19 protein-coding genes and 2 riboswitches are annotated in these 22,020 nt (G+C 44.1%); of the genes, 1 reads left to right on the top strand and 18 read right to left on the bottom strand.

The window, feature by feature from the left end:
• Positions 1-55: 55 nt before the first annotated feature.
• The 11 genes from purF (DSOL_RS18310) to thiC form a co-directional block, all read right to left on the bottom strand.
• Entirely contained in the window at positions 56-1,465 is a 1,410-nt protein-coding gene (purF, locus tag DSOL_RS18310) for an amidophosphoribosyltransferase (protein WP_075366255.1), read from the bottom strand.
• Positions 1,466-1,569: 104 nt separating this feature from the next.
• Positions 1,570-2,289 (bottom strand): phosphoribosylaminoimidazolesuccinocarboxamide synthase, encoded by a 720-nt coding sequence (gene purC, locus DSOL_RS18315; RefSeq protein WP_075366256.1) that lies wholly within the window; start codon positions 2,287-2,289, stop codon positions 1,570-1,572.
• A gap of 111 nt (positions 2,290-2,400) precedes the next feature.
• On the bottom strand, positions 2,401-3,696 hold the full coding sequence (gene purB, locus DSOL_RS18320) for an adenylosuccinate lyase (RefSeq protein ID WP_075366257.1): 1,296 nt from the start codon (positions 3,694-3,696) through the stop codon (positions 2,401-2,403).
• 18 nt (positions 3,697-3,714) lie between these two features.
• Positions 3,715-4,221, bottom strand: coding sequence for a 5-(carboxyamino)imidazole ribonucleotide mutase (gene purE, locus DSOL_RS18325; RefSeq protein ID WP_075366258.1), 507 nt, complete (start codon positions 4,219-4,221; stop codon positions 3,715-3,717).
• Between the two features lie 168 nt (positions 4,222-4,389).
• Positions 4,390-4,491, bottom strand: a riboswitch (purine riboswitch).
• Positions 4,492-5,513: 1,022 nt separating this feature from the next.
• On the bottom strand, positions 5,514-7,019 hold the full coding sequence (locus tag DSOL_RS18330; RefSeq protein ID WP_075366259.1) for a B12-binding domain-containing radical SAM protein: 1,506 nt from the start codon (positions 7,017-7,019) through the stop codon (positions 5,514-5,516).
• Between the two features lie 4 nt (positions 7,020-7,023).
• Positions 7,024-8,346, bottom strand: a complete 1,323-nt coding sequence (gene bzaD / locus DSOL_RS18335; protein ID WP_075366260.1) for a B12 lower ligand biosynthesis radical SAM protein BzaD — start codon at positions 8,344-8,346, stop codon at positions 7,024-7,026.
• A gap of 6 nt (positions 8,347-8,352) precedes the next feature.
• A complete protein-coding gene (locus tag DSOL_RS18340; protein ID WP_075366261.1) occupies positions 8,353-9,915 on the bottom strand; it encodes a DUF2284 domain-containing protein in 1,563 nt (520 codons plus the stop codon).
• Between the two features lie 69 nt (positions 9,916-9,984).
• Positions 9,985-11,358, bottom strand: a complete 1,374-nt coding sequence (gene purF / locus DSOL_RS18345; protein WP_075366262.1) for an amidophosphoribosyltransferase — start codon at positions 11,356-11,358, stop codon at positions 9,985-9,987.
• A gap of 35 nt (positions 11,359-11,393) precedes the next feature.
• A complete protein-coding gene (gene purE / locus DSOL_RS18350) occupies positions 11,394-11,894 on the bottom strand; it encodes a 5-(carboxyamino)imidazole ribonucleotide mutase (RefSeq protein WP_139314520.1) in 501 nt (166 codons plus the stop codon).
• A 14-nt stretch (positions 11,895-11,908) separates the two neighbouring features.
• Positions 11,909-13,207: a B12 lower ligand biosynthesis ThiC-like protein BzaB gene (gene bzaB / locus DSOL_RS18355; protein WP_075366263.1), complete on the bottom strand. Its 1,299-nt coding sequence runs from the start codon at positions 13,205-13,207 to the stop codon at positions 11,909-11,911.
• A gap of 113 nt (positions 13,208-13,320) precedes the next feature.
• Positions 13,321-14,598, bottom strand: coding sequence for a phosphomethylpyrimidine synthase ThiC (gene thiC, locus DSOL_RS18360; protein ID WP_235838886.1), 1,278 nt, complete (start codon positions 14,596-14,598; stop codon positions 13,321-13,323).
• A gap of 157 nt (positions 14,599-14,755) precedes the next feature.
• Positions 14,756-14,936: riboswitch (cobalamin riboswitch) on the bottom strand.
• Positions 14,937-15,152: 216 nt separating this feature from the next.
• Between thiC and DSOL_RS18365 the strand changes: the two genes are divergently transcribed.
• On the top strand, positions 15,153-16,562 hold the full coding sequence (locus tag DSOL_RS18365; protein ID WP_075366264.1) for an amino acid permease: 1,410 nt from the start codon (positions 15,153-15,155) through the stop codon (positions 16,560-16,562).
• Positions 16,563-16,594: 32 nt separating this feature from the next.
• Here the strand turns inward: DSOL_RS18365 and DSOL_RS18370 are convergent, their stop codons facing one another.
• The 7 genes from DSOL_RS18370 to DSOL_RS18400 all read right to left on the bottom strand — a co-directional run bounded on the left by DSOL_RS18370 (position 16,595) and on the right by DSOL_RS18400 (position 20,953).
• The gene (locus DSOL_RS18370; protein ID WP_075366265.1) at positions 16,595-17,419 is read right to left on the bottom strand and encodes a 3'-5' exonuclease; all 825 of its coding nucleotides are present in this window, start codon (positions 17,417-17,419) and stop codon (positions 16,595-16,597) included.
• A 151-nt stretch (positions 17,420-17,570) separates the two neighbouring features.
• On the bottom strand, positions 17,571-17,741 hold the full coding sequence (locus tag DSOL_RS18375) for an aspartyl-phosphate phosphatase Spo0E family protein (RefSeq protein WP_075366266.1): 171 nt from the start codon (positions 17,739-17,741) through the stop codon (positions 17,571-17,573).
• Positions 17,742-17,849: 108 nt separating this feature from the next.
• Positions 17,850-18,893, bottom strand: a complete 1,044-nt coding sequence (locus DSOL_RS18380) for an ATP-binding SpoIIE family protein phosphatase (RefSeq protein WP_170871554.1) — start codon at positions 18,891-18,893, stop codon at positions 17,850-17,852.
• On the bottom strand, positions 18,841-19,296 hold the full coding sequence (locus DSOL_RS18385) for a PAS domain-containing protein (RefSeq protein ID WP_075366268.1): 456 nt from the start codon (positions 19,294-19,296) through the stop codon (positions 18,841-18,843). The genes DSOL_RS18380 and DSOL_RS18385 overlap by 53 nt, the downstream gene beginning before the upstream one ends.
• An 88-nt stretch (positions 19,297-19,384) precedes the next feature.
• Positions 19,385-20,056 carry a PAS domain-containing protein gene (locus DSOL_RS18390; RefSeq protein WP_170871555.1) on the bottom strand — a complete coding sequence of 224 codons (672 nt, stop codon included), beginning with the start codon at positions 20,054-20,056 and terminating at the stop codon, positions 19,385-19,387.
• Entirely contained in the window at positions 20,031-20,333 is a 303-nt protein-coding gene (gene tnpA / locus DSOL_RS28085; protein WP_075366270.1) for an IS66 family insertion sequence element accessory protein TnpA, read from the bottom strand. Before tnpA ends, DSOL_RS18390 begins: the two co-directional genes overlap by 26 nt.
• A 395-nt stretch (positions 20,334-20,728) precedes the next feature.
• Positions 20,729-20,953 (bottom strand): helix-turn-helix domain-containing protein, encoded by a 225-nt coding sequence (locus DSOL_RS18400; RefSeq protein WP_075366271.1) that lies wholly within the window; start codon positions 20,951-20,953, stop codon positions 20,729-20,731.
• Positions 20,954-22,020: the final 1,067 nt, after the last annotated feature.

Below are 22,020 nucleotides of genomic sequence, written 5' to 3' on the forward strand. Positions count from 1 at the left end.
CCCTTACTTTCCGTCTTGTCCTCAACATTATTATTGAATCTATATCATCAGAAGTTTAGTTGAACGTTTCAAAATTGTTTTTACCCTGCTTTAGGCTTGAAATAGGAATAGGATACGTACCATTAAAACAGGCTAAACAAACGGTTGTCGTGCCAAGCGCCCTCAGCAAGCCTTCCTCAGAGATATAGTGCAGTGAATCAGCCCCCACGAACTCCCGTATTCCCTCAACATCGAATTGATTGGCAATGAGCTTTTCCCGTTCTGCCGTATCTATCCCATAGAAACACGGATAGGCGACTGGAGGAGAACTAATTAAGAAATGAACCTCCTTAGCCCCCGCGTTCTTGACCATCTCGACCAACTTGGAACTAGTGGTTCCACGAACAATCGAATCATCAATCATGACAACACGCTTATCTTTCAAGACACTAGTGTTCGCATTAAGTTTTAGCCGAACCCCCACTTCTCTCATGGCCTGGGTCGGTTGAATAAAGGTTCGACCGACATAACGGTTTTTAATAAGCCCTTCGCCAAAGGGAATCCCGAGCGCCGTAGCATATCCCAGGGCAGAAGCGGTCCCAGAGTCTGGAACTGCCATCACAAGATCAGCCTCTATCGGACATTCACGAGCCAGTTCTATACCCATCCTACGCCGACTCTCGGAGACGTTTAACTGATCGATTGTGCTATCCGGTCGAGCAAAATAAATATATTCGAAAGCACAAAATGCATGCTCAACTTTGGCAAGTCCCGGACGCGAGTGTAGTCCCTCTTCATCAATCACGACAATTTCGCCTGGTTCTACATCCCTCACAAACTCTGCGCCAATGGTATCCAGGGCACAGCTTTCCGAAGCCAAACAATACCGATCTCCCATCTTCCCAATACATAACGGGCGAACACCATGAGGATCTCGGATGCCAAAAAGCCTATCCTCTGCCAATATCACCAGAGCATACCCTCCCCTTAGATCCATCATGGTCTTGACTAATGCATCTTCTAAGGAATCTCGGCGATACCGAGTAACTAGGTTAATAATCACTTCACTATCAATCGTTGTTTGGAAAACCGCCCCGTTCTTTCCAAGTTCCTCCCTTAGTTCTAGAGCATTGGTCAAATTCCCATTATGTGCTAAGGCCATCATTCCTTTTTGATAGTGTACAACCAAGGGCTGGGCATTGGCAAGTAGACTTGACCCCGTGGTAGAGTACCGAACATGTCCAATCGCCATTTTCCCTTTCAAGCTTACTACATCTTGGTCAGAAAACACTTCTGACACCAAACCCATTCCTTTATGCAATGCAATGTTATGTCCATCTGAAACCGCGATTCCGGCACTTTCCTGTCCTCGATGTTGCAGAGCGTAGAGCCCGTAGTAAGTTAAACGGGCAACCTCCTGATTGGGAGCATAAATACCAAAGACACCGCATTCCTCTTTTGGTTTGTCCTCTCCAAATTCGAACATTATTGGCCTCCCTTTTTCCCGTGTTTGACACTTACGACTAAATACGTTCACAACATTCTGACGATCTTTGCAACAATGTCTTTCTTGCCCATTCATTCTTTACTTTAGGCCTGAGTGAGGACCTCTTTTACCCGACGAAAAACTTCCTGATACGCTTCCTCAACTCCTCCAAGATCACGACGGAAGCGGTCTTTATCTAACTTCTCCCGTGTTTCAATATCCCAATAACGGCAAGTATCAGGGGATATTTCATCCCCAAGGTAGACCTTTCCATTTGCGAGACCAAATTCTAGTTTAAAGTCGATCAGTTGAATTCCTGCCTTTACTAAGATGCCCTGTAATAGTTCATTAATCTTCAAACCCAAAGCCTGAATTTCTTTGGCATCTGCCATACTTGCCCAACCCATCGCAGCAACATGAGATTCATTGACCAGAGGGTCTCCTAATTCATCATCTTTATAATACAATTCAACAACGGGTTGGGAGAGAACAAGACCCTCTTCCACACCGAGGCGCTTCGCTAAACTTCCAGCTGCAATGTTGCGAACAACCACTTCAAGAGGGATCATGTCTAGACGACGCACGAGCATGTCTCGATCACTTAACAGTCGCACATAATGTGTCAAAATGCCTGCTTTTTCTATCTCCTCAAAGAAGAGTGCCGATAATTGATTATTGACCTCTCCCTTATCCGCAATTTGTCCTTTTTTCTCTCCATTGAAAGCGGTTGCGTCATCTTTGTAGGCCACCCAAAAATACTCACTCTGATCTGTGTCATAAACCTTTTTCGCTTTTCCCTCATATCGTAATCCTAACTTTTCCATAATCTTACCCCTTCCTTATTCCACAGAATTTAAATTTCTTTTCTCGTCAAGCCAATGAACGAGCAGTTCCGGGTGCTTTGGTGAACGTGCAATTCATTTCATTCATTTCTTCTAAACAAGTCCTAACCGCTCAAAAATATCTGCTACATGCTTAGTATGGTACGAGTAATCAAACAGCCCGCTTATCTCTTCTTCGCCTAAATATTCACGTATACTAGAGTCTCTCAAGATTAGGCTTTGAAATTGTTCTTTGGTATTCCAGGCTTCCATGGCATTGCGTTGAACCCGAGCGTAGGCCGTTTCCCGACTGACGCCTTTCTCAACTAAGGCAAGCATCACGCGTTGCGAAAAAATCAAGCCACATCCCTTATCGATATTTGCTTTCATTTGTTCAGGGAAGACTTGCAGTCGGTCAATAAGCTGGGTCATTTTGTAAAGCATATAGTCAAGCGCAATCGTGCTATCTGGTAAAATCATACGTTCAGCAGAGGAATGAGAAATATCCCGTTCGTGCCATAAGGCCACATTTTCTAAAGCAACTTGGGCATTTGCCCGAACCACTCGAGCCATACCACAAATACGTTCTGGCGTGATAGGATTTTTCTTGTGGGGCATTGCTGAGGATCCTTTTTGCCCCTTTCCAAAGGCTTCTTCTACTTCATGTACATCGGTTCGTTGTAAATTACGTAGCTCTGTGGCCATTTTATCCAGGGAACTGGCGATACCAGCAAGGGTTGTCATAAAGCAGGCATGCCGATCGCGTTGAAGTATTTGAGTCGATATTAGAGCAGGCTCTAAGTGGAGGACTTGGCAAACATGCGCTTCAACTCGAGGATCTACGTTGGCAAACGTCCCAACTGCGCCAGAAATCTTGCCCACCCTTATCTCCTCACGGGCAAAGGCTAAGCGTCTCTTTTGACGCCTAATTTCGTCGTACCATAAAGCAAATTTCAGTCCTAAAGTAATGGGTTCAGCGTGAATCCCATGTGTTCGACCCATCATAAGGGTGTCCCGATGTTCTAACGATCTACGGCGCAGGACCTCTTCCAGCCCTTTCAGTTTAGCCAGCAAAATATCGGACGCTTCAACCAATTGCAGGGACAAGGCTGTATCAAGGACATCCGAAGAAGTAAGACCTAGGTGAATGTGTTTTGCTTCATCTCCCACATTTTCGGCAACATTGGTCAAAAAAGCCAACACATCATGTTGGGTCACTTCTTCAAGGGCTTGTACCCTTTCCCAAGAAAAAGAAGCCTTTTCTCGAATGACCTCAACGGCTTCATTCGGAACCTTTCCCAGTTTAGCCCACCCTTCGCAAGCTGCAATTTCTATTTTTAACCATAACGTGAGGCGATGCTCGTCAGTCCAAATTCCTCCCATTTCAGGTAGTGTGTACCGTTCAATCAAGTGGAAGTCCCCTTTCTATCAATTATAATTCCCATCACTCAAGCGTTTCTGTAACGCTTCATCCTTCGCCTCGATATCCTTCAGCATTTGGGCTCGAAAGTCTTTAACTTTCATACTAAGGGCTTCATCCTGAATGGCTAGGATCTGTACCGCTAGCAACGCCGCATTGCGTGCCGCACCAATGCCTACGGTTGCAACCGGAATTCCTGGGGGCATTTGCACGATGGAGTAAAGGGCATCGATTCCTTCCATGGCTCCACTACTCAATGGAACACCGATCACTGGTAAAATTGTTGCCCCGGCTACAACTCCTGGCAAATGGGCCGCTAACCCTGCTGCCGCAATGATAAGTTTTCCGCCTTGGGCTTCAAAATCCTTCACCCACTCTACAGTTCTTTCTAATGTCCTATGAGCGGAAGAAATCTTGACTTCAAAATCAAGTTCAAATTGACGGAGAACTTTCATGGCTTCCTCCATGATTTTGTAGTCTGAATCACTTCCCATAATGACCCCAATCAGCCCCATATTAAGTTTGCCCCTCTCCTTTATTCTTGAGTAAACAGAAACCCAGGCAGGCAAATCCCACCCAAAAAATAGAGTGAAACCTACCCGCCTGGGCTTTTATCCCTTCGGTGTAATTTGATCTTTCGATCAAACCTGTACCACTCGGACAAAGAAGTACAAATCATTTGCCCTAGGTACACTTTCGCTCATAGTCAGGCCATTTACGGTAGCCTGGTAGAAACTTGCGGACCATATTTCCGCGGTTATATGAACTCGCTTATGAATTTTATTAAGTTCATTTTACAAGAAGGCGTTATGAAGGTCAATAGAAAATCGAACATTAATATATGTATTACTAAAAACGTTCGGTTAGTCTCAGAAATTTTAGATCCTTGTTGATCCCATTTGCTTGCAATCTCTTATCATGCAGGGATATATTAAAACCGATTTGGTCCTATCTTTCCCGTTTATGTAAAATAATTTCATTAAATTTTTAACTATCATCTTTATAAGTCCATTAAACCCTGGCTTTGATGGTTTTTATAATCCAAAATAGCCCCGCAGAAATGCCTAGTTCTGCTGGGCTTTGCTAACCTATTTTCTTATTTTAACCGTTTCATAAGGACGAGTTCTTCGCCCTAGGCTGTGAGACGGCTGTCAATTTTCTTAATGTCTATGAGATCAACCTCTCCACAACCAGCACTCCTTACGTTGAAGTCAGCGAGGGTGGGGTTTGGGGTATGCAATGTATTAGATATTGGAAACGACTACATCTCTGACTGGTCTTCTGGGGCTGGGGAGCACTTCTATCGTTTGATAGCCCATTCGAAACTGAATTATACTGTGCCATCCTGAAGTCCCTAAGATTTCGCGTAGCTTATCTCCGAATCGTGATGTCAAGTTGATTGAACACCTACACCTCAAAAAACACCAAAATCAGGCATGAGGTCTGATTTTGGTGTTTTAAGTGTGTTTTAGGTGTTTTTTTAACTTCATTTCACAATTCTTCACGGAAATGTCTCTCCTGATTGGACTTCTCTGATCGCCAATTATCATGGCTCTGTCAAATGCAATACGCTTCTTTAAATCTGCCACAAAATCGTTCGAGTTTGGAACAGTGATTGGGCCATTGTTTTTGAAAACATGAAGTATCTCGGTATCCACTTTTAAACAAGACCGGATATATTACGGGATAAATCGATATGTTTTCGAGAAGATGTACCTCTGGCACTTGTTTTTGAGTAAATTTACCTTGTGAAAAGAATTTAAGAAAATAAACAACCCCATCCAAATACACGTCAGATCTCGAATTATTATGATTCTCTTGCCAAAATCTCATTTATCTCTTTTTCGGTTGCTTTAACCAGAGTCTCTACCTGCTCCTCCGTATACTGTCCCCCAGCCTCCAACGACACTAAAGTATTATCAAATAGGTTGACCAACAAGCCATTTATTTTTGTATATCGTTCCTGGGCATTCTCAGGCTCTATAACCTTTCCGCCCCAAATCCCAGCCATACGATCGAAAAGGAAATTAGTAATTCTCCTCATGATCATGGCTAAAACCGCAATTTTAGGATCTGTCAGAGCCACAACGCTTTCATAAGTCGATGCTTGGACCTCCAGACGCCCAGCACTCTGTAGATCTCGGTGGGCCTTCGTTCCTTTCAAAACAATCAGGTGGTGATAGAGCAGGTTAGCAGTTATCGCAAGATTCTTTAATAAGTCATTTCGCTTTAGAAATTCGAAGTTGACCCGGATATCCTCCAGGGATGAATCAGGCTCAAACATGATAAACCCAATATTGGGTTCGATCCCATATTTGCGGAGGATTCTAATAGCCCTTTCATTCTGGGCAACCGTCGTCATCTTATTTATCCGCTTCAGCGAACGGTCACTACCGCTCTCCAGTCCTATGAGAATATGGCGCAGGCCTACTTCTACAAGCGCACTTACGGTTTCGTCATGAATATCATTAACCCGGGCCTCGATGCCAAACCGGATGTTCCTGGATTTAAGGAGAGTCGCCAAGCGCAAGGCCCGTTGCTGCCCTCTTTCACCCGGACCGAAAAAGTTCGGATCTGTAAAATAAAAATCCTCTATTTTATGTTTGGCAATTAAGTCATCAATTTCCGCTATGATATTTTCCGGAGTTCGCCCACGCCACTGTGAGCCCTGACCATAAAAAGGGTTGATATAGCAAAAAGTACATCCCCCATAGCATCCCCTACTTCCCTGCAGGTTTACTTCAGGCAGACGGAACAGGGCTTCTGTTCGTACGGGAAAAGGAAGAGCGTTCAGATCACCCACCAGTTCGCGCCGTTGAGAAACGATCGCCCGCGAGTTATCCCTCTGGGCAAGACCGGGAAAATCTTCAAGACTAGCTTGGCAAGTTAAAGCTTTTGCAACCTCAGCAAAGGTCAGTTCTGGTTCGCCCAGGATCACAGAATCAATATCCTGACACTGCTTTAAGATGTCTTCGAAGTCAGTGGTCGGATAATACCCGTAAGCCGTGATATAAGAGGATAGTTGTTCAGCCTTAACCTTGTGGAGAAAATCGTACAAGGCCGAATCCGTCTGCCAATGGTAGACCATATGAATTCCCAGCATGTCGGGTTGCATAGCTTTTACCCTGCGTTCAATTTCCTGGTAGTCGAGCCCATCCAGGAATCCTTCAATGATTTCGACATCATGCCCTTCACTTGTGAGCATACCGGCAATATAACCAGAATGGAGACAAGAGGAAAGGGGAGTATTGGCGATGTCGTTACATCGTTCAGGGCAGACGGTTCGTGGGTGCTCTAATAATAGTATCTTCATTTTACTACTCAACTCCCTGCCACATGAATACGTTTCTGCACTGCTGAATTGTTTCCAGCTTGTATCTGAAGGTATTAAACGGTTTAGGGTTGTAATAGGTCGGATAGAGCAGATCCGTTTCTGCATCGATGACTCCGTTCGCCCTGGCCATCCCTTCGATCGCTGTGCCTGGTAGAATGCGAATATTATTCAAAATGATGGTTCCCAGATTCTTTTTCCTGCTGTGCAATTCATACAGCCGTTCGACAAACTGGATACTTTTTTCACAGGTTTTTTCCGTCTCTCCAGGTACATTGACCATAAAATGATAGACACTGACTACGTCCGTTTGAGCGACGAGACTTGCTGCTCTTAAAATCTGTGCTTCACTAAGATTTTTACCTAAGACATCCAGTGATTCCTGGCACAAACCGTCGGGGGAGAAGGAAAAACATTCACACCCGGCCCGTTCAAACAAAGCGACATTCTTTTCATTAAGCTGGTCTTCCCGCATGAAACCGTCCCACCGAATCTTAAGCTTTCTGCGCAGTATCTCCTCACAGATTCCCTCAAGGTGACCGCGGGGAACGTTGAGTACAGGATCGGTAAAATGAAAACTCTCAATGCCATAGTCTTTGTGCAGGAGTTCCATCTCATCCACAACGGCCGCGGTCGGGCGGCACCGCAATCGCTTCCCTTGCAGTTGAGGATAGACACAATAAGCACAGTTGAGCGCACAGCCCCTTTTTGCCTCAATTCCAATGGTGGGAACGTAGTTGTTAAGCCCTTTATAAAGCACAGGATTCAGTAATAACCTATTAGCAGGGACATAATCCGCCATGTCAAAATTAGTTGCAGGCGGTGAAATTCGAACCTTCAGGCCCTCCCGTCGGCAGAGCCCTGGCAAAGGCGGTGGATTGTCTATAGAACGGAGAAGAGCTGGGAAGGTTACTTCTGCTTCACCTACGATTCCATAATCAAGTTCCGGCAAATCCAGCATCAGTCGTTCCGGAAAAAGGGAAAAACCGGTTCCGCCCACAATCAACCAGGCTTGGGGCAGAACAGCGGCGATCATTCGAACCGTGACAATAAAGGGAGAAATAAGCGAGCTGGTTTTATTACCCAGAGGATCAATATTTCGTAGGGATAACCCAATCCCCTCAGGTTGGAATGTCAAAAGCTTCTCCTTCAGCGCTCCGTAAGGGTCTCTTTCCAGGTTCATGTCCAAAATACTCACCTCATGGCCATAGCCTTGAAGGCGTCCGGCCAGGAGGACAATCCCGATAGGATACACTCTTTCCTGAGAAATGTCTTCTACGGAAGGGGTTTGGATCATTAGAACACGCACGATAATTCACTCCAATAGCAACAGGGCAAAATATCTGACGAATTCGCCCTTGTCACGCAAAATTCGAAGGTTAAGTCCCGCCCGTCGGACGGTTTCATAGACATCGATACCTGCTCCCTCCATTGAAGGCCTGGCATCCCGTGTATTGCGACATGTCCCGTCAGGAGTGTTAGCCACGCAGGTAGCACAAAGAACGCATGGACCGGCCCAATAAGCGAATGCTTTATGGAAGCCCGCCAAAAAAGCCTCTCTTTCGGCGTCCAAAACCCGGGTCTGGAACATTTTGCCCGGGGGCTCCCCCTCCAGAAGTAGAGCGTATGAAAAGTCTTGCAAAACGTCCCTTGTTTTTTGGGGAGAGGGACTATTGGGTGGGCAGTGGCCATGTCCGTAACGATCACAGCCATACTGGCAGCGGAGATCCGTCCAGTCAGCAACATGGACTTTCTCCGTGGCAATAGGAAGAACTTCCCCAAATCCCATCGCTTTAATCCTGGCAATCAGACGGGTTCTCTCATCCAGGTGGAGATTCGCCAGATTCTTTTCGTCTCTCGCGGCGAAGATTAGAGCTGTGTCCGTCGCTAAAGGGATGAGCTCGGTTGTGTACAGTTTTGACATGGCTAATTGTTCTCGGACCCAAGTTCCGGAAAAGATCCTGCCATTATAGGTATTAATAAACATATTTAAATCAAGCAGAGCAGCCTTGGCAGAACAGTGCTCAGGGAAGAAATCATGGATGACCAGGAATCCTCCTGGCTTGAGACAATTTGCAGCTCGGTCCAAGATCAGAGGAATCTCTTCTTCTGAATAGGCGTGGATAATATTTGAGAGAATGACAAGGTCAAATCCTTCCTTAGCTACGGACCAGGGTTCCAAAATATTGGTTGGTATGTAGGAAACCCGTTTTCCAAACCCCTTCTTGTCCATCAACTCCCGTGTATAGTTGAGGACTTCCTGAATGTCCACTAAAGTTGCCGATAGAAAAGGGAAATTCTCCAGAAAACCGCCGGCAATCGCCCCAGAGCCTGTCCCTACATCGAGTAGCTCCCCCTTCAGGTCAAGTCCCTCGAAAAAGGGTAGAATTTCCTCTACTTTGGTTCTGGCTACATTATCCATAGCGTTGATATACCTACGGATCCGCCGGGCTAACTGCTCTGGACCCTCTTCTTCCACTGGAAAATTCACTCTGCCGCCGGCCTTAAGGCACTCGGCAAGATCCTGCCACCCTTCCCGTAGGCCTTTACGCCAGAGAATCGAATCTCCTTGGTACTCACTCTTGCCTGCCACAAGATAGTCACTGGCCAATTTGGTATTAAAAAAACGTTCACCATCGCGAACCACTAGGCCTATGGCGCCAAGGGCCTGAAGAAAACGCTCCAGACCAGACGGAGGCATATCCAGTGCACCAGCAATTTCGGCAGTCGTCATGCCTTCAGACTCCAGCAAAGTAAAGACTTCCAGTTCAACGGCCGTAAACAGTGCCTCGGAAAACCAGTACCCTGTTGCCAAGTCTTCCAAATACTGAGGTCCTACATCCTGGGGATTATGCCGGAATAAGGGTGTTAATCCCATCTTTTATTACCTCCCCGTAGGATTTCCAATTGGGTTCACTAAATTTTATCAAAATCGTTTGCCCCCCGATCAAGTTAAAACCGGAATGGGATACGCTCCGTTAAAACAAGCTAAGCAAACGCAGTCCGTCCCAAGTGCTCGCAGCAAGCCCCCCTCAGAGATGTAGTGCAGCGAGTCCGCCCCAACAAACTCACGAATTTCCTCTATTCCCATTTGATTGGCAATGAGTTTTTCTCGTTTTACCGTGTCAATCCCAAAGAAGCACGGATAGGCTACTGGAGGAGAACTGATTAGAAAATGCACTTCTTTGGCCCCTGCTTTTCTGACCATTTCCACCAGTTTCGAACTGGTGGTTCCTTGGACAATCGAATCATCAATCATCACGACACGCTTATTTTTCAGGACGCTCGCATTAGCATTGAGCTTCAGTCGAACGTCCATTTCTCGCATTTCCTGTGTCGGTTGAATAAAGGTTCGATGAACATAACAGTTTTTTATAACCCCATCTCCAAAGGGAAGCCCCAGTTCAGAGGCATACCCCAGGGCAGAAGCGGTCCCTGAGTCTGGGACCGCAATCACAAGATCCGCATCAACTGGATATTCACGGGCCAGTTCAATGCCCATCCGACGTCGGCTTTCCGATACACTCAGCTGATCGATTGTACTGTCCGGCCGGGCAATATGGATATATTCAAAGGCACAAGACGTGCGTTCAATTTCAGAAAATCCCTGGTGTGAGTGTAGCCCATCTTCATCGATCACCACAATTTCACCGGGTTCCACATCCCTCACAAACTCTGCACCCGTGGTATCGAGAACACAACTTTCTGAGGCCAAGCAATACCCATCGCCCATCCGCCCAATACATAAGGGACGAACGCCATGAGGATCCCTGAGTCCAATGAGTTTATCCTCCGCCAAAATAACCAAGGCATACGCTCCACGTAGATCCAGCATGGTCTTAACAAGCGCATCTTCCAAGGACTCCTGGCGATAGCGAGTAATGAGGTTAATAATGACTTCGCTATCAATCGTGGTTTGGAAAACTGCCCCGTTTTTTCCCAATTCCTCGCGTAGTTCTAAAGCATTGGTTAAACTTCCATTATGAGCCAAGGCCATCATGCCTTTTTGGTAGTGTACCACCAAGGGCTGAGCATTCGTGAGCAGGCCTGAACCCGTGGGGGAGTAACGAACATGTCCGATTGCCATTTTTCCCTTCAAACAATCCACAACACGGTCTGAAAACACTTCCGACACCAAGCCCATTCCTTTATGCACATCAATGCTTCGTCCATCCGAAACCGCGATTCCAGCACTTTCCTGCCCTCGGTGCTGCAGAGCATAGAGCCCGTAGTAAGTTAGACGGGCAACCTCCTGAGTGGGGGCATAAATTCCAAAGACACCGCATTCCTCTTTTGGTTTGTCCTCTCCAAATTCGAACACGTTCGCCCCCCTCTCCTTCATTCAGTGCTTAATCCTCAATTTTCTTCACTTAAACGTTTCTGCAACGCTTCGTCCTTCGCCTCGATATCCTGCAGCATCTGAGTTCGATAGTCTTTAACCTTAATACTCAAAGCACTGTCTTGACTCATCAGAATCTGCACTGCAAGCAACGCTGCATTCCGTGCAGCACCGATACCTACGGTCGCAACTGGAATTCCCGGGGGCATTTGTACGATGGAGTAAAGGGCGTCGATTCCTTCCAGGGCGCCGCTATTGATCGGAACACCGATCACAGGTAAAATCGTTGCTCCCGCTACTACCCCCGGCAAATGTGCAGCTAAACCTGCTGCCGCGATAATGAGTTTTCCACCTTGGGCTTCAAAACCTTTCACCCAATCGACAGTTCGTTTCAATGTCCTTTGGGGGGAAGAAATTATAACTTCAAAAGGAACTTCAAATTGGTGGAGAATTTTCAGAGCTTCCTCCATGATTTTGTAATCTGAATCACTTCCCATAATGACCCCAATCTGACTCAATTGCTTCACCCTCCTTAGCAAGTACCACCCGTTTTTCCAAGGTGTTCTCCAACTAATTTCATAGCGCAGAAACCACCACACATAGAACAGGCTTCAGCCCCTTCTTCATTACGCTCTCCACGGATTCTACGAGCCGTCGGGGGATCGATTGACAGTTCAATTTGTTTGTTCCAATCTAATGCTTTACGAGCATGAGCCATGGCTAAGTCCCATTCCCGTGCACCCTTTACTTTATTAACTATATCTGCGGCATGCGTGGCAATGCGCGTAGCAATTACCCCGGCGTGTACATCTTCTGCAGTTGGTAACCTAAGGTGTTCCGCTGGAGTGACATAGCAAATGAAGTTTGCACCTGCCATAGCTGCAGCTGTAGCACCGATGGCTCCTGTGATATGGTCATAGCCCGGCGCAATATCCGTGACCAAATTGCCAAGTATATAGTACGGAACATGATGACAGAGTTGTTTTTGGAGCAAGATCGTTGCTGGGATTTGGTCCACCGGTACATGGCCCGGGCCTTCTACCATCACTTGAACGCCAGCTTCCAGTGCGCGTTGCACCAATTCTCCAGCCACAATCACACCTTGGACTTGGGCGCGGTCAAGAGAATCTTCGATACAACCGGGTCGAATCGCATCTCCAACACTAAGCGTCACATCATATTTTTTACAAATCTCGAGTACGCGATCAAATTGAGTATAGAGAGGATTCTCTTGCTCGTTGTGGAACATCCAGCCCGTTAAAAAGGCCCCTCCACGGCTCACAATATCTGTGATTCGTCCTTGATTTTTTAACCTTTCAACGATAGACATGTTTAACGCAGCATGAATGGCCATAAAATCAATGCCACGCTCTGCCTGGCGTTCAATCATCTCGAACATATCCTCAGCTGTCATATCAACAACGCTTCCGTGCTTAGCAATACTTTCCATTCCTGTTTGATAGGTTGGGACTGAACCGACGGGTAATGTAAAGGTATCGAGCACCTGACGGTGGAAAGCATCAACATCTCCGCCAATGCTTAATTCCATTATGGAATCCGCACCAGCCGCTACGGCGACCCTTATTTTATGAAGCTCATCCGAGAAGTCCACACAATCCGGTGACGTCCCGATGTTGGCATTTACTTTGGTTCGAAGTCCTTCCCCTACCGCGATCGCGATCGAGTTCTTGCGTTGTTTGTTCTTTAAGATGACCACTCGACCCTGCGCTACCTTCTCGCATAACTCTTCCGCTGTAAGCCCTTCTACTTTAGCTAATCTTTCTACCTCAGGAGTAATAATTCCTTGTCTCGCTTTAATAAGTTGTGTCATTTGAATCTCTCCATTCTTAATTATATTTATTCTTTAGGCACGATGCATCGTGCTCCTGCCTAAATGTGCTATGTGCGTTATTGAACCTCGGACTTCGTACCTCGAACCTCGATTTAGCACTCCCACGGTAGTTCTTGAAAGTACTCACCGGCAACTGCCATGGCGCAACCCTTTTCACATTTTTTGCAGAAGGGTTTTTCGTTCGAGTGGAAATCCGAAAGTCTTTCCTGATCTAACGCTAACGTTTTCTGGGCTTCTAGATTCTGATCCCGTCGTGCTTGACTCATTTTTCGGTCCCAGTACTCTGCTCCTGGATACCCTTTTGCTAGATCGGCCACGTGAGCCGCAATACGTGAAGCCACTACTCCCCGATAGACATCCTGCGCATTTGGCAACCCTATATGTTCTGCTGGTGTTACGTAGCAGAGCAGATCTGCTCCAGCAGAACCGGCCATGGCTCCACCGATAGCAGCCGTAATTTCGTCATAGCCTGGTGCTACATCCGTTGATACCGGACCGAAGACAAAATATGGAGCACCCTGACATACTTGTTTTTCTAACTGAATGGTCGTAGCAATTTGATTTGGTGGGGTGTGACCGGGTCCCTTAATCATGATTTGAACTCCTGCTTGTCTGCTACGCTTAACCAACTCACCTAAAATGACAAGCTCTTCTATCTGCGAACGACACATTGAATCGGCCCCTGCACCGGGTCGCATAGCATCTGCCAAACTTAAAGTAACTTCGTATTTTTTAGCAATTTCAAGGATGCGGTCAAACATTGTGTATAAAAAATTTTCCTTGCCATGATAAAGCATCCAGCCAATGAGTAAAGACCCGCCTCGGCTCACCAAATTAAGTATCCGCTGATCATCCTTGGCGGTTGTTAATAATCCAGAATGCAGGGCACAATGCAAACCCATAAAATCCACTCCATCAGCGGCTTGACGTTCCATAACCCGAAAAAAATCTTCTGGTTCAAGTGCTAAGGCGGAACCTTTCGTGCGAACAGCTTCTGCAAATGCCTGATAAATGGGTAGAGAACCCATGGGTAACGGTACTTTTTTGATAATTGCCCTCCGTGCCTCGTCCATATCACCGGCTGTGCTCAAATCCATGATGGCATGGGTTCCTGCCCTGATGGCCTCATCTACTTTAAATAGTTCATCATCTAATCTATCCTCGTCAGCGGCTAGGCCAAGACTGGCACTAACCTTCGTACTTAGGCCGAGCCCAAATCCTTGTGGTTTTGTGGGCTGGTGATGGTTGTTATAGGGTATAACAATTTGGCCAGTGGCAACCCGTTCCATGAGAAGCTGGACGTTCATCCGTTCATTTTGGGCAACCATTGTAAAAAGTGGGATTTCTCGACCCTTTTGGGCCATTTCCATTAATGTCAACACCATTACTCTCCTTTCTCTATTTGAAGTCATTACCTTGAAAAGAACATTCTGCAGTGGTAAAAATAAAAAAAGTCTCTAATCACACAGTGACTAGAGACTTTTCCATGATCTCATCCACGCTACTCTTGGTTCTTCGACAAGGTAGGCTTGGGCTTAACTACAGGCAGGTCTCCTGGCTTACGGATCAACATCATCTGAAGCACCTTCCGGGAACTACCCCGTGGTTATACTTCTTGCTCCCCGTTTACAGTGGCGGGACCGCGCCGGACTTACACCGACTTCCCTATTCTCCTCTTAAGTGAGGCACCTGTAATTTTAAATTTTCTAGGCATAGTATAAACAATTAGCGCGTATTTGGCAAGCTTTTTTGTATACTAGCTTATTGATTTATTAAAAGCTTGCCATTGAGCAAGTTTCATCTCCGCGACAGTAGTAATTTCCAATTGACAATATAGCGCCAAGTTGGTAGTCTGATAAAGGTTTTCATCTAAGTTCCACTTTAGCATATTAAAGCATTAAACGACAGAGGGGTATGTATCAACATGGGAGACAAAAAATTAGGTTTTTGGTTATTAACCGCTTTAGTTGCCGGGAACATGGTCGGTTCCGCCATCTTCATGCTCCCCCAATCTTTGGCAAATGTTGCGTCGCCAGCTGGAGCCATGCTGGCCTGGCTCTTAACCGGATTCGGTGTTCTCATGCTTGCGCTTGTCTTTGGGCAATTATCAGAACGCAAACCTGATTTGCTAGGTGGCCCGCCCAGTTACACCCGTGAATTGTTTAACAACAAGACGAAACTCGGGCAAATTATGGGCTTTGAAATTTCTTGGGGTTATTGGACTTCCAACTCCCCCGGAAATGCTGCTATTTTAATTACACTGATTGGGTATCTTACGTATTTTCTTCCGGTAATTCAAAGTAAACAACTCATGGTTAGCTTCGGTTCCTTTGATCTTCTCCTAGGAAACTTCCTGACATTTATCATTTCGTCCGCCATACTCTGGATAATACACTTTTTAATGTACCGCGGAACTCATGAGGTTAGCAAAATTAATTTTGTAGCAACCGTTGCCAAAATTGTAGGCTTTGTCTTTTTCATCGCAGTGGTCTTAATCGTCTTCCAAACACAATATTTACACCCTTTTGTAGCAGAAAAAATACTCAAGACTGGGGAACACCTTGGGCTTTACGAACAAATGAACCAAGGTGCACTGCTTACTTTGTGGGCCTTCGTCGGAATTGAATCTGCTGTTTGGCTATCTGGCCGAGCCAAAAACCTTCATGATGTTAAACGTGCAACCATAGTTGGACTCTTTATTAGTTTAGCCATCTATTTACTGATTACGATCTTTGCCATGGGTGCTTTACCTCAACAAGAACTCATGACCGCCGACAAACCGCTTGTCGATGTCCTGACTCATATCATTGGACCAACAGGGTCCTTCGTCATGGCCGTCTTAGGTGTCTTGTCCATGATCGGAGCTGCAGTGGGCTGGATCTTATTAAGTGTGGAAGTGCCTTATCAATCGGCAAAACTTAATCTTTTCCCCCTCTGGTTTGTAAAAGAAAATAAAAATGGTGCCCCTGTACGTGCTGCCTGGGTCACCAATGGATTAACACAGATATTCTTAATTTCTACCCTTTCGGATTCGATTGCCAACGCCTTTAACACCATGATTGTCATAGCCACTCTAGCTAATCTAGTTCCGTATTTATTTGCAGCGATCTATTCCTTAGTGCTCACCCTTAAAGGAGAAAGTTACGAAAGGGTCAGTACATCCAAACGGTTTACCGAAGGCCTCATTGCAGCACTCGCCGCTGGTTATTCCATCTGGGTTCTTAAATCTGGCCTAACAGACTTGAAAACTCTGGGATTAGGAATGCTCCTTATTCTATCTGGGCTCATCTTTGTTCCGCTGTTGCCGAAACTCAAACCTGATTCCCACCGATAGAACTTCAACTAAACTAGCTCACATCTCAAATCCTACTCTGACACTTCATCCCTTTTATTAATAGCATTGATGGAAACAATACTATACTCACCGTTTTTATTTGTGATTCTTGAAACATGCCGTATGGGAATATTACACTCTGTACAGAAACCAAACGCAAAATACTTTTTAGTTTTGGTTACTTCCTCATGTTTCTGTACCAATCCCTCACATTCTGGACACCGCATATCCGATTGAGTTAGTAAACTCTTGAGCTCTATAATTTTTAACTCATTTTCAATTTGCACTTTTTCCCAGTTAATGATTGCATCAGTCCTATCATCATAGACCTTTCGGAAGATGTCACATGTGTAGACGGCATCACTTAAGGCATCGTGAAAGGGTAAACTCTTTTCAATCTCTAGGCCTTCCACTGCACTTTCTAAACTCGGTTGCTTGGTTAGGCCTCTAAACTTCATATAAATTTGTTGAATATTAATAAACTTGTCAAAGAATAAAGCATCAAAACCAAAAAATAAACAATTTTCTCTTAGTCCTAAAATGTCGTCCTGTCCCCAAGAGCATAAAACCGCGTCATTTCCCATCCATGTATTAAAGCTCTTAATTGTTTCCACAAAAGGTCTTCTCGGGACAACCTGACTCGTATTTATATTAGTTTTTCTCTTAACATAGGGATTCAATCTCTTATAAATAACGGGCTTTATTAGAGAATTGAATTCACTAATGGTCTCTAATTTATCATTTAATTTTACTGCTCCTATCTGAATTATTTCGTTTTTCAGATCGGGATTAGCTAAATCACCTTCTTTAAATCGAAAAAACATATTAAATTCTAAATCAAATATAATATAGTTCATTATTATTACCCCCTAAACCATTCCTCTATTATAATCCCTGGATCAAATAAAAGCACATACAGTCCCTTAAGATACATAAAAAAGTGGTACGATTTACCCAAAAATTAGGTAAAATCGTACCACTACGTCGTTGCGCCACTATATGGGTCTCTTACCAAAAGCTTAGTTGTTGATAAGAAACAAGCCTCTGATATTGGTTAAGTAAACTATCCAACTGCTGGCTAACCTCAACAACCTCACTATCAATAAGGTCCCGAGTTAGAGCAAATTTATTGAGTTTCTTACGTAACTCCTCTATTCTTTTCAAAAGTTTCTTTTCCACTGGTATTCCTCCTGATATGTCATTCTCAAGAAGAATTTTATTGCTTTCTTGCTGAAATGGCAAGAAGAAATTATCCATTAATAGGTAAATATTTGTCGAATATGGAAGTTAGATCTTCTTTATCAAGAATACTTCGTTGCCCTTGGCGTTATATATAACTTTGTCACAAAACATTCTCATAAGCAGAATTCCACGTCCTCCTTCAGCCTCCAACAGTTCATCATACTCTTCTTCATGCCTGTCCTTTTTTAGTTGGGCGTTAACAGCAATCACATTAAAACCCGGGCCATCGTCTTTAACCCTAATGATAAGCTTCGCACCCATCCGCCTTATTTTGACGTGAACTCGCCAACTCGAATATAAACCATTGTTCATCGCTTCGTTGATGGCAACCTCTAGCGTGAGTGCGTGGATTGGCACGTTCCGTTCCAAAAATTCACTAATAATTGCGTGAGCACGTCCAAGATCCCCATCATTTTGTATATCCAGCACGGTTGTCTCCTTGTTTTCCTGGAGGATCTCTATGCAAACAACGGAAAAATCATCCTTCCTTTCAGGACATTCCGCCAATTTCGCAAGCCAATTCATATATTCCGTAAAACTTCCCTGCTTACTTATTCCATGTAATTCTATTAAATCAGAAGCCCCATCACTCATCATGCAATATATTTCTCCTGCTTTAAGTGGTATTGTCACCATTTCAATATCAGGATCATCAATTAGACCGAGATAGCAACCAGATATAGGGACTAAGGAACACTCATGCGATTTAGCAGCTAAAAATAAAGTTATACCCGCGGAAATAAGTTTAAGCACGGAAGCTTGTAGATCAAATTCGAAGTACAGCAGGGCTACAAAAGAACCTTCATATAAATATTGCATGATTTTCTGGTTTATTATCTCAAGGGTGCCCTCTTCGATCTTCTCCCCAGTAAGTAGAACGTTATCCAGCATCATTTTAAATGTAGAGGTTTGCATGGCTGTAGCTACACCATGTCCACACACATCAATAATGTATCCGCACAGTTTATTTTGCCCTTCAAACCACTTGTAGTTGAAGAGGTCCCCGCTGACAATACTATAGGGCTCAAAGATCGTACTAACACGCACCTTGTCTCCAACAAAAGGATGGGGTAGGGAATCCTGCTGCACCCGCGCCGCCAACAAAAGCTCTATCTGGGTTTGTCTCTCTCTCCCGGAGCTTGTTTTCAATCTTCTTCCGGTCGGTTATATCAACGATACTAGTCGCTTTCAGCGGGCTATTGTTCGCTTCATCCTTTACAGGATAGCTCTGAAGCCAAAGCCACCGCATTTCTCCATCTAGTCTAATAATTCTAAACTCCTCGTTTGTAGCTTCGTTCACATTCCGAAAACTCTGGGGAAAAGAAGTACGCATCCTCTTACGATCAACCGGATGAACTAACTCGACCAATGCATGGGGATTATCCAGCAGACTCTGACAAGACATACCACTGATTCTTTCATAGGCCGGACTGACGTAGACAATTTTTTTCCATGTCAGTAATGAGGAAAATCTCATTGATCGTTTCAGCAAGCTGCCTGAATTTCTCTTCGCTCGCTCGCAGCTTTGCGTTTAACTGTTTGCTTTCGGTAATATCCATCATTACCGAAAGCAAAGCCTTTTAGCGTTCATAGGTTATCTCTGTACCCTTTAAAAGCACATTGATAATTTCACCAGACTTTTTAATAAGTTCTATTTCACAGGAGAGACAAGCGTCTCCCCTTATTTGTTCTATTAAAATTGCGTTAACGCACCCAAACAAATCTTTTGTCGTAAAACCCTTCATATGGCGATCTATGAATTCATCTTCTTTATACCCCAAAACTTCTATGCCGACATCATTCACAAATTCAACAATACCCTTTCTATGAATAACTACGATCTGGGGAGCATTATTTACAATTGCAGCATACCCTTCTTTACTTTCCCTAAGCTCTGCCTCCATATCAATCATCCCTGTAATATCTTCAAAACACTCCATTCTCTCGCTAATTTTACCGAGCTCATCTTTTAGTACAGCTACACTCTTTAAAACATGCCTGATTTGACCATCTTTCGTTATAACTTCACACTTCTCATTGATCAATGGTGAGTCGATAACCTTGAGACACATCGCGCAACCAGCCTCACCTACTCCATGCAATACCATTGAGCATTCTTTTTCCATAATTTCTGCTGCAGTATAACCCGTTATCTCCTCGGCTATTTTATTCCATCTAAATATCTTTCGATACTTATCTACTGAAAGGACAGCACTGGGGACAGTTCTAAAAAGCAATTCTGCGTATTCCACCTGCGGGAGTCTCCGCTTGAAAGCCTGAATACAGCTCGATGGAAACCGTCCCAATCTTAACAATGATCGGAACTTCCTTGACGGAGGGTTGCTTCAACTCAATAAAGGCTTCTTGTTTAAGGTCAGCTTTGTCCTCGCGGTTGCACTTAGTCAACCAGTATCGGAGTGTATTGATGCTTAGGTTGTTTTCTGAGCACCATGCAGCAGCCGTTTGGCCGGAAGCACGGTAAGCGTTTACCTGCTGGCGTCTGATCCTGGACTGCTCGTCAAGAGTCATGGATAATTCCTCCTCAATTAGTCTTGAGGTTATTATCCCAGTTCTAAACAGGTATTGCTATGTGCAGAGTTTTTGACAATTACTGTCCAATAGCTGTGTTTAAGCGATTTTTGATAAATGTTATGACGGGCTATAATGTCCACATTTTCATATTTTCAGGTTAAAAAGGGGGCTGACGGCCTGATTTGGCCATTTTACCACACTATTTGGACATTGACGGTCGACTTGCCGCAAGGTGTAGCTACTGTCTTCGAAGCCACGTGTATACACGCTTGTCAATGACAAGCCGTTTAAATGCCTTAGAAAGAGAAGAAGACCGACTGACGGACTGACAATCATACTTTGGTCTCTCTGTCTGTCAAATCCAGGACATTCTCATCGTCAAGATATGGACATTATGGGGTAGTAGAAACATTATTAACCAATTCATCGATCGAGATATCTAGCCCAGCCGCTAATTGCACAAGCTCATTTATACGAGGGATTTTTGATCCAGCTTCTATTTTTAGGAGATGTTTGAGGTTCATTCCAACATTAGTAGCTAACTCAACTTGGGTTAACTTACGTTTTTGTCTGTTATAGGCTATTTGTTTGCAGACGGTCTCATTAATTAAGATCAAGTTATTCCTCGCCTCACTTCTTGCACATCTGACAATTTATTTCATTTTAACTGATTTACTGGTTTTCTTGACTAAGATAAAACTCGTTAATCAATATGTAAAGCTTTTCGCTAACCCTTACGTACAATCGGACAAAGGTTTCATTCGGTTTTTGAGTGAGGCAAAAGCCCTCTATTCCAATTTCAGAGAGGGCTTTTGCTATTAGCTTCTAATCAAAAGTGTGGTCGTAATTATGAATATAATATATACCATCAGAAAAATGCCTATAACCACTAGAATTCTTTTTAAGAGAGTATTACCCATATGATTTATCATCCCCAATTAGACATGTAAAAACTATTCTGTATCCGACATTTCCCCCTGTGGTAGCACAGAGACAGATCACACAAAAAATCAATAAAATTATCACTTAATTGATTTTTTTGTCAGATAGTTGATTGTGACATTTTATTAGTTCATCCATTTTTTGTAATAGTTCTTTATCATGTAAGTCTTTACGTTTTAAAAACCGTATAGCATTTACCATGAAGTAAGCAAGGAATGCAAAACATCCAATGTAAAAGATCATCGGGAAAACAAGAGAGAAATCGTAGATCATTGAGCTTCCTGTCATTATTCAAACTACCTCCCAACCCTATACCCGCATGGTTGAAGAACATCTTTTTAAGGCATATACGTCATTTTTCACTTACCCGAACCTGAATAAAAAGATACTTTCAAAAATACTCACACTATTGTTTGAAGACCACCTTTTGAAGAGATGGTCTTCATGATTTAGAAAGGCGTGTCGCTTCCTATGGTATGCGATTTACAGTGCTTACATTCGAAACTATCAGATCCGGAAATCTGTCATGCCCAACTGGAAGTGCCAAAATGCAAAAAGTAAGAATCTATAATACTTTAATAACTGTTAATTTGAATTAAATGTAGTCCAAGATGAAGTATCTCTAACAAAACCCGATAAAGTGCATGTGTAAGTTTGATGGAAGGGAATATAAACTGTTAACGAATATTTCATAAATGACGAAGCAGGAGTAGTTCCACTTTGTTGATAATTACTAATTTGT

Origin of the sequence: Desulfosporosinus metallidurans (assembly GCF_001936615.1) — a bacterium.
Taxonomy (GTDB): domain Bacteria; phylum Bacillota; class Desulfitobacteriia; order Desulfitobacteriales; family Desulfitobacteriaceae; genus Desulfosporosinus; species Desulfosporosinus metallidurans.

What these genes read in the sequence shown, in the direction of transcription:
- DSOL_RS18330 (WP_075366259.1), bottom strand. Translation starts at nt 7,019, where the DNA reads ATGAAGATACTATTATTAGAGCACCCACGAACCGTCTGCCCTGAACGA.
- purF (WP_075366255.1), bottom strand. Translation starts at nt 1,465, where the DNA reads ATGTTCGAATTTGGAGAGGACAAACCAAAAGAGGAATGCGGTGTCTTT.
- thiC (WP_235838886.1), bottom strand. Translation starts at nt 14,598, where the DNA reads ATGGAAATGGCCCAAAAGGGTCGAGAAATCCCACTTTTTACAATGGTT.
- DSOL_RS18370 (WP_075366265.1), bottom strand. Translation starts at nt 17,419, where the DNA reads ATGAACTATATTATATTTGATTTAGAATTTAATATGTTTTTTCGATTT.
- bzaB (WP_075366263.1), bottom strand. Translation starts at nt 13,207, where the DNA reads ATGACACAACTTATTAAAGCGAGACAAGGAATTATTACTCCTGAGGTA.
- purC (WP_075366256.1), bottom strand. Translation starts at nt 2,289, where the DNA reads ATGGAAAAGTTAGGATTACGATATGAGGGAAAAGCGAAAAAGGTTTAT.
- DSOL_RS18340 (WP_075366261.1), bottom strand. Translation starts at nt 9,915, where the DNA reads ATGGGATTAACACCCTTATTCCGGCATAATCCCCAGGATGTAGGACCT.
- tnpA (WP_075366270.1), bottom strand. Translation starts at nt 20,333, where the DNA reads ATGACTCTTGACGAGCAGTCCAGGATCAGACGCCAGCAGGTAAACGCT.
- DSOL_RS18365 (WP_075366264.1), top strand. Translation starts at nt 15,153, where the DNA reads ATGGGAGACAAAAAATTAGGTTTTTGGTTATTAACCGCTTTAGTTGCC.
- purE (WP_075366258.1), bottom strand. Translation starts at nt 4,221, where the DNA reads ATGGGGCTGATTGGGGTCATTATGGGAAGTGATTCAGACTACAAAATC.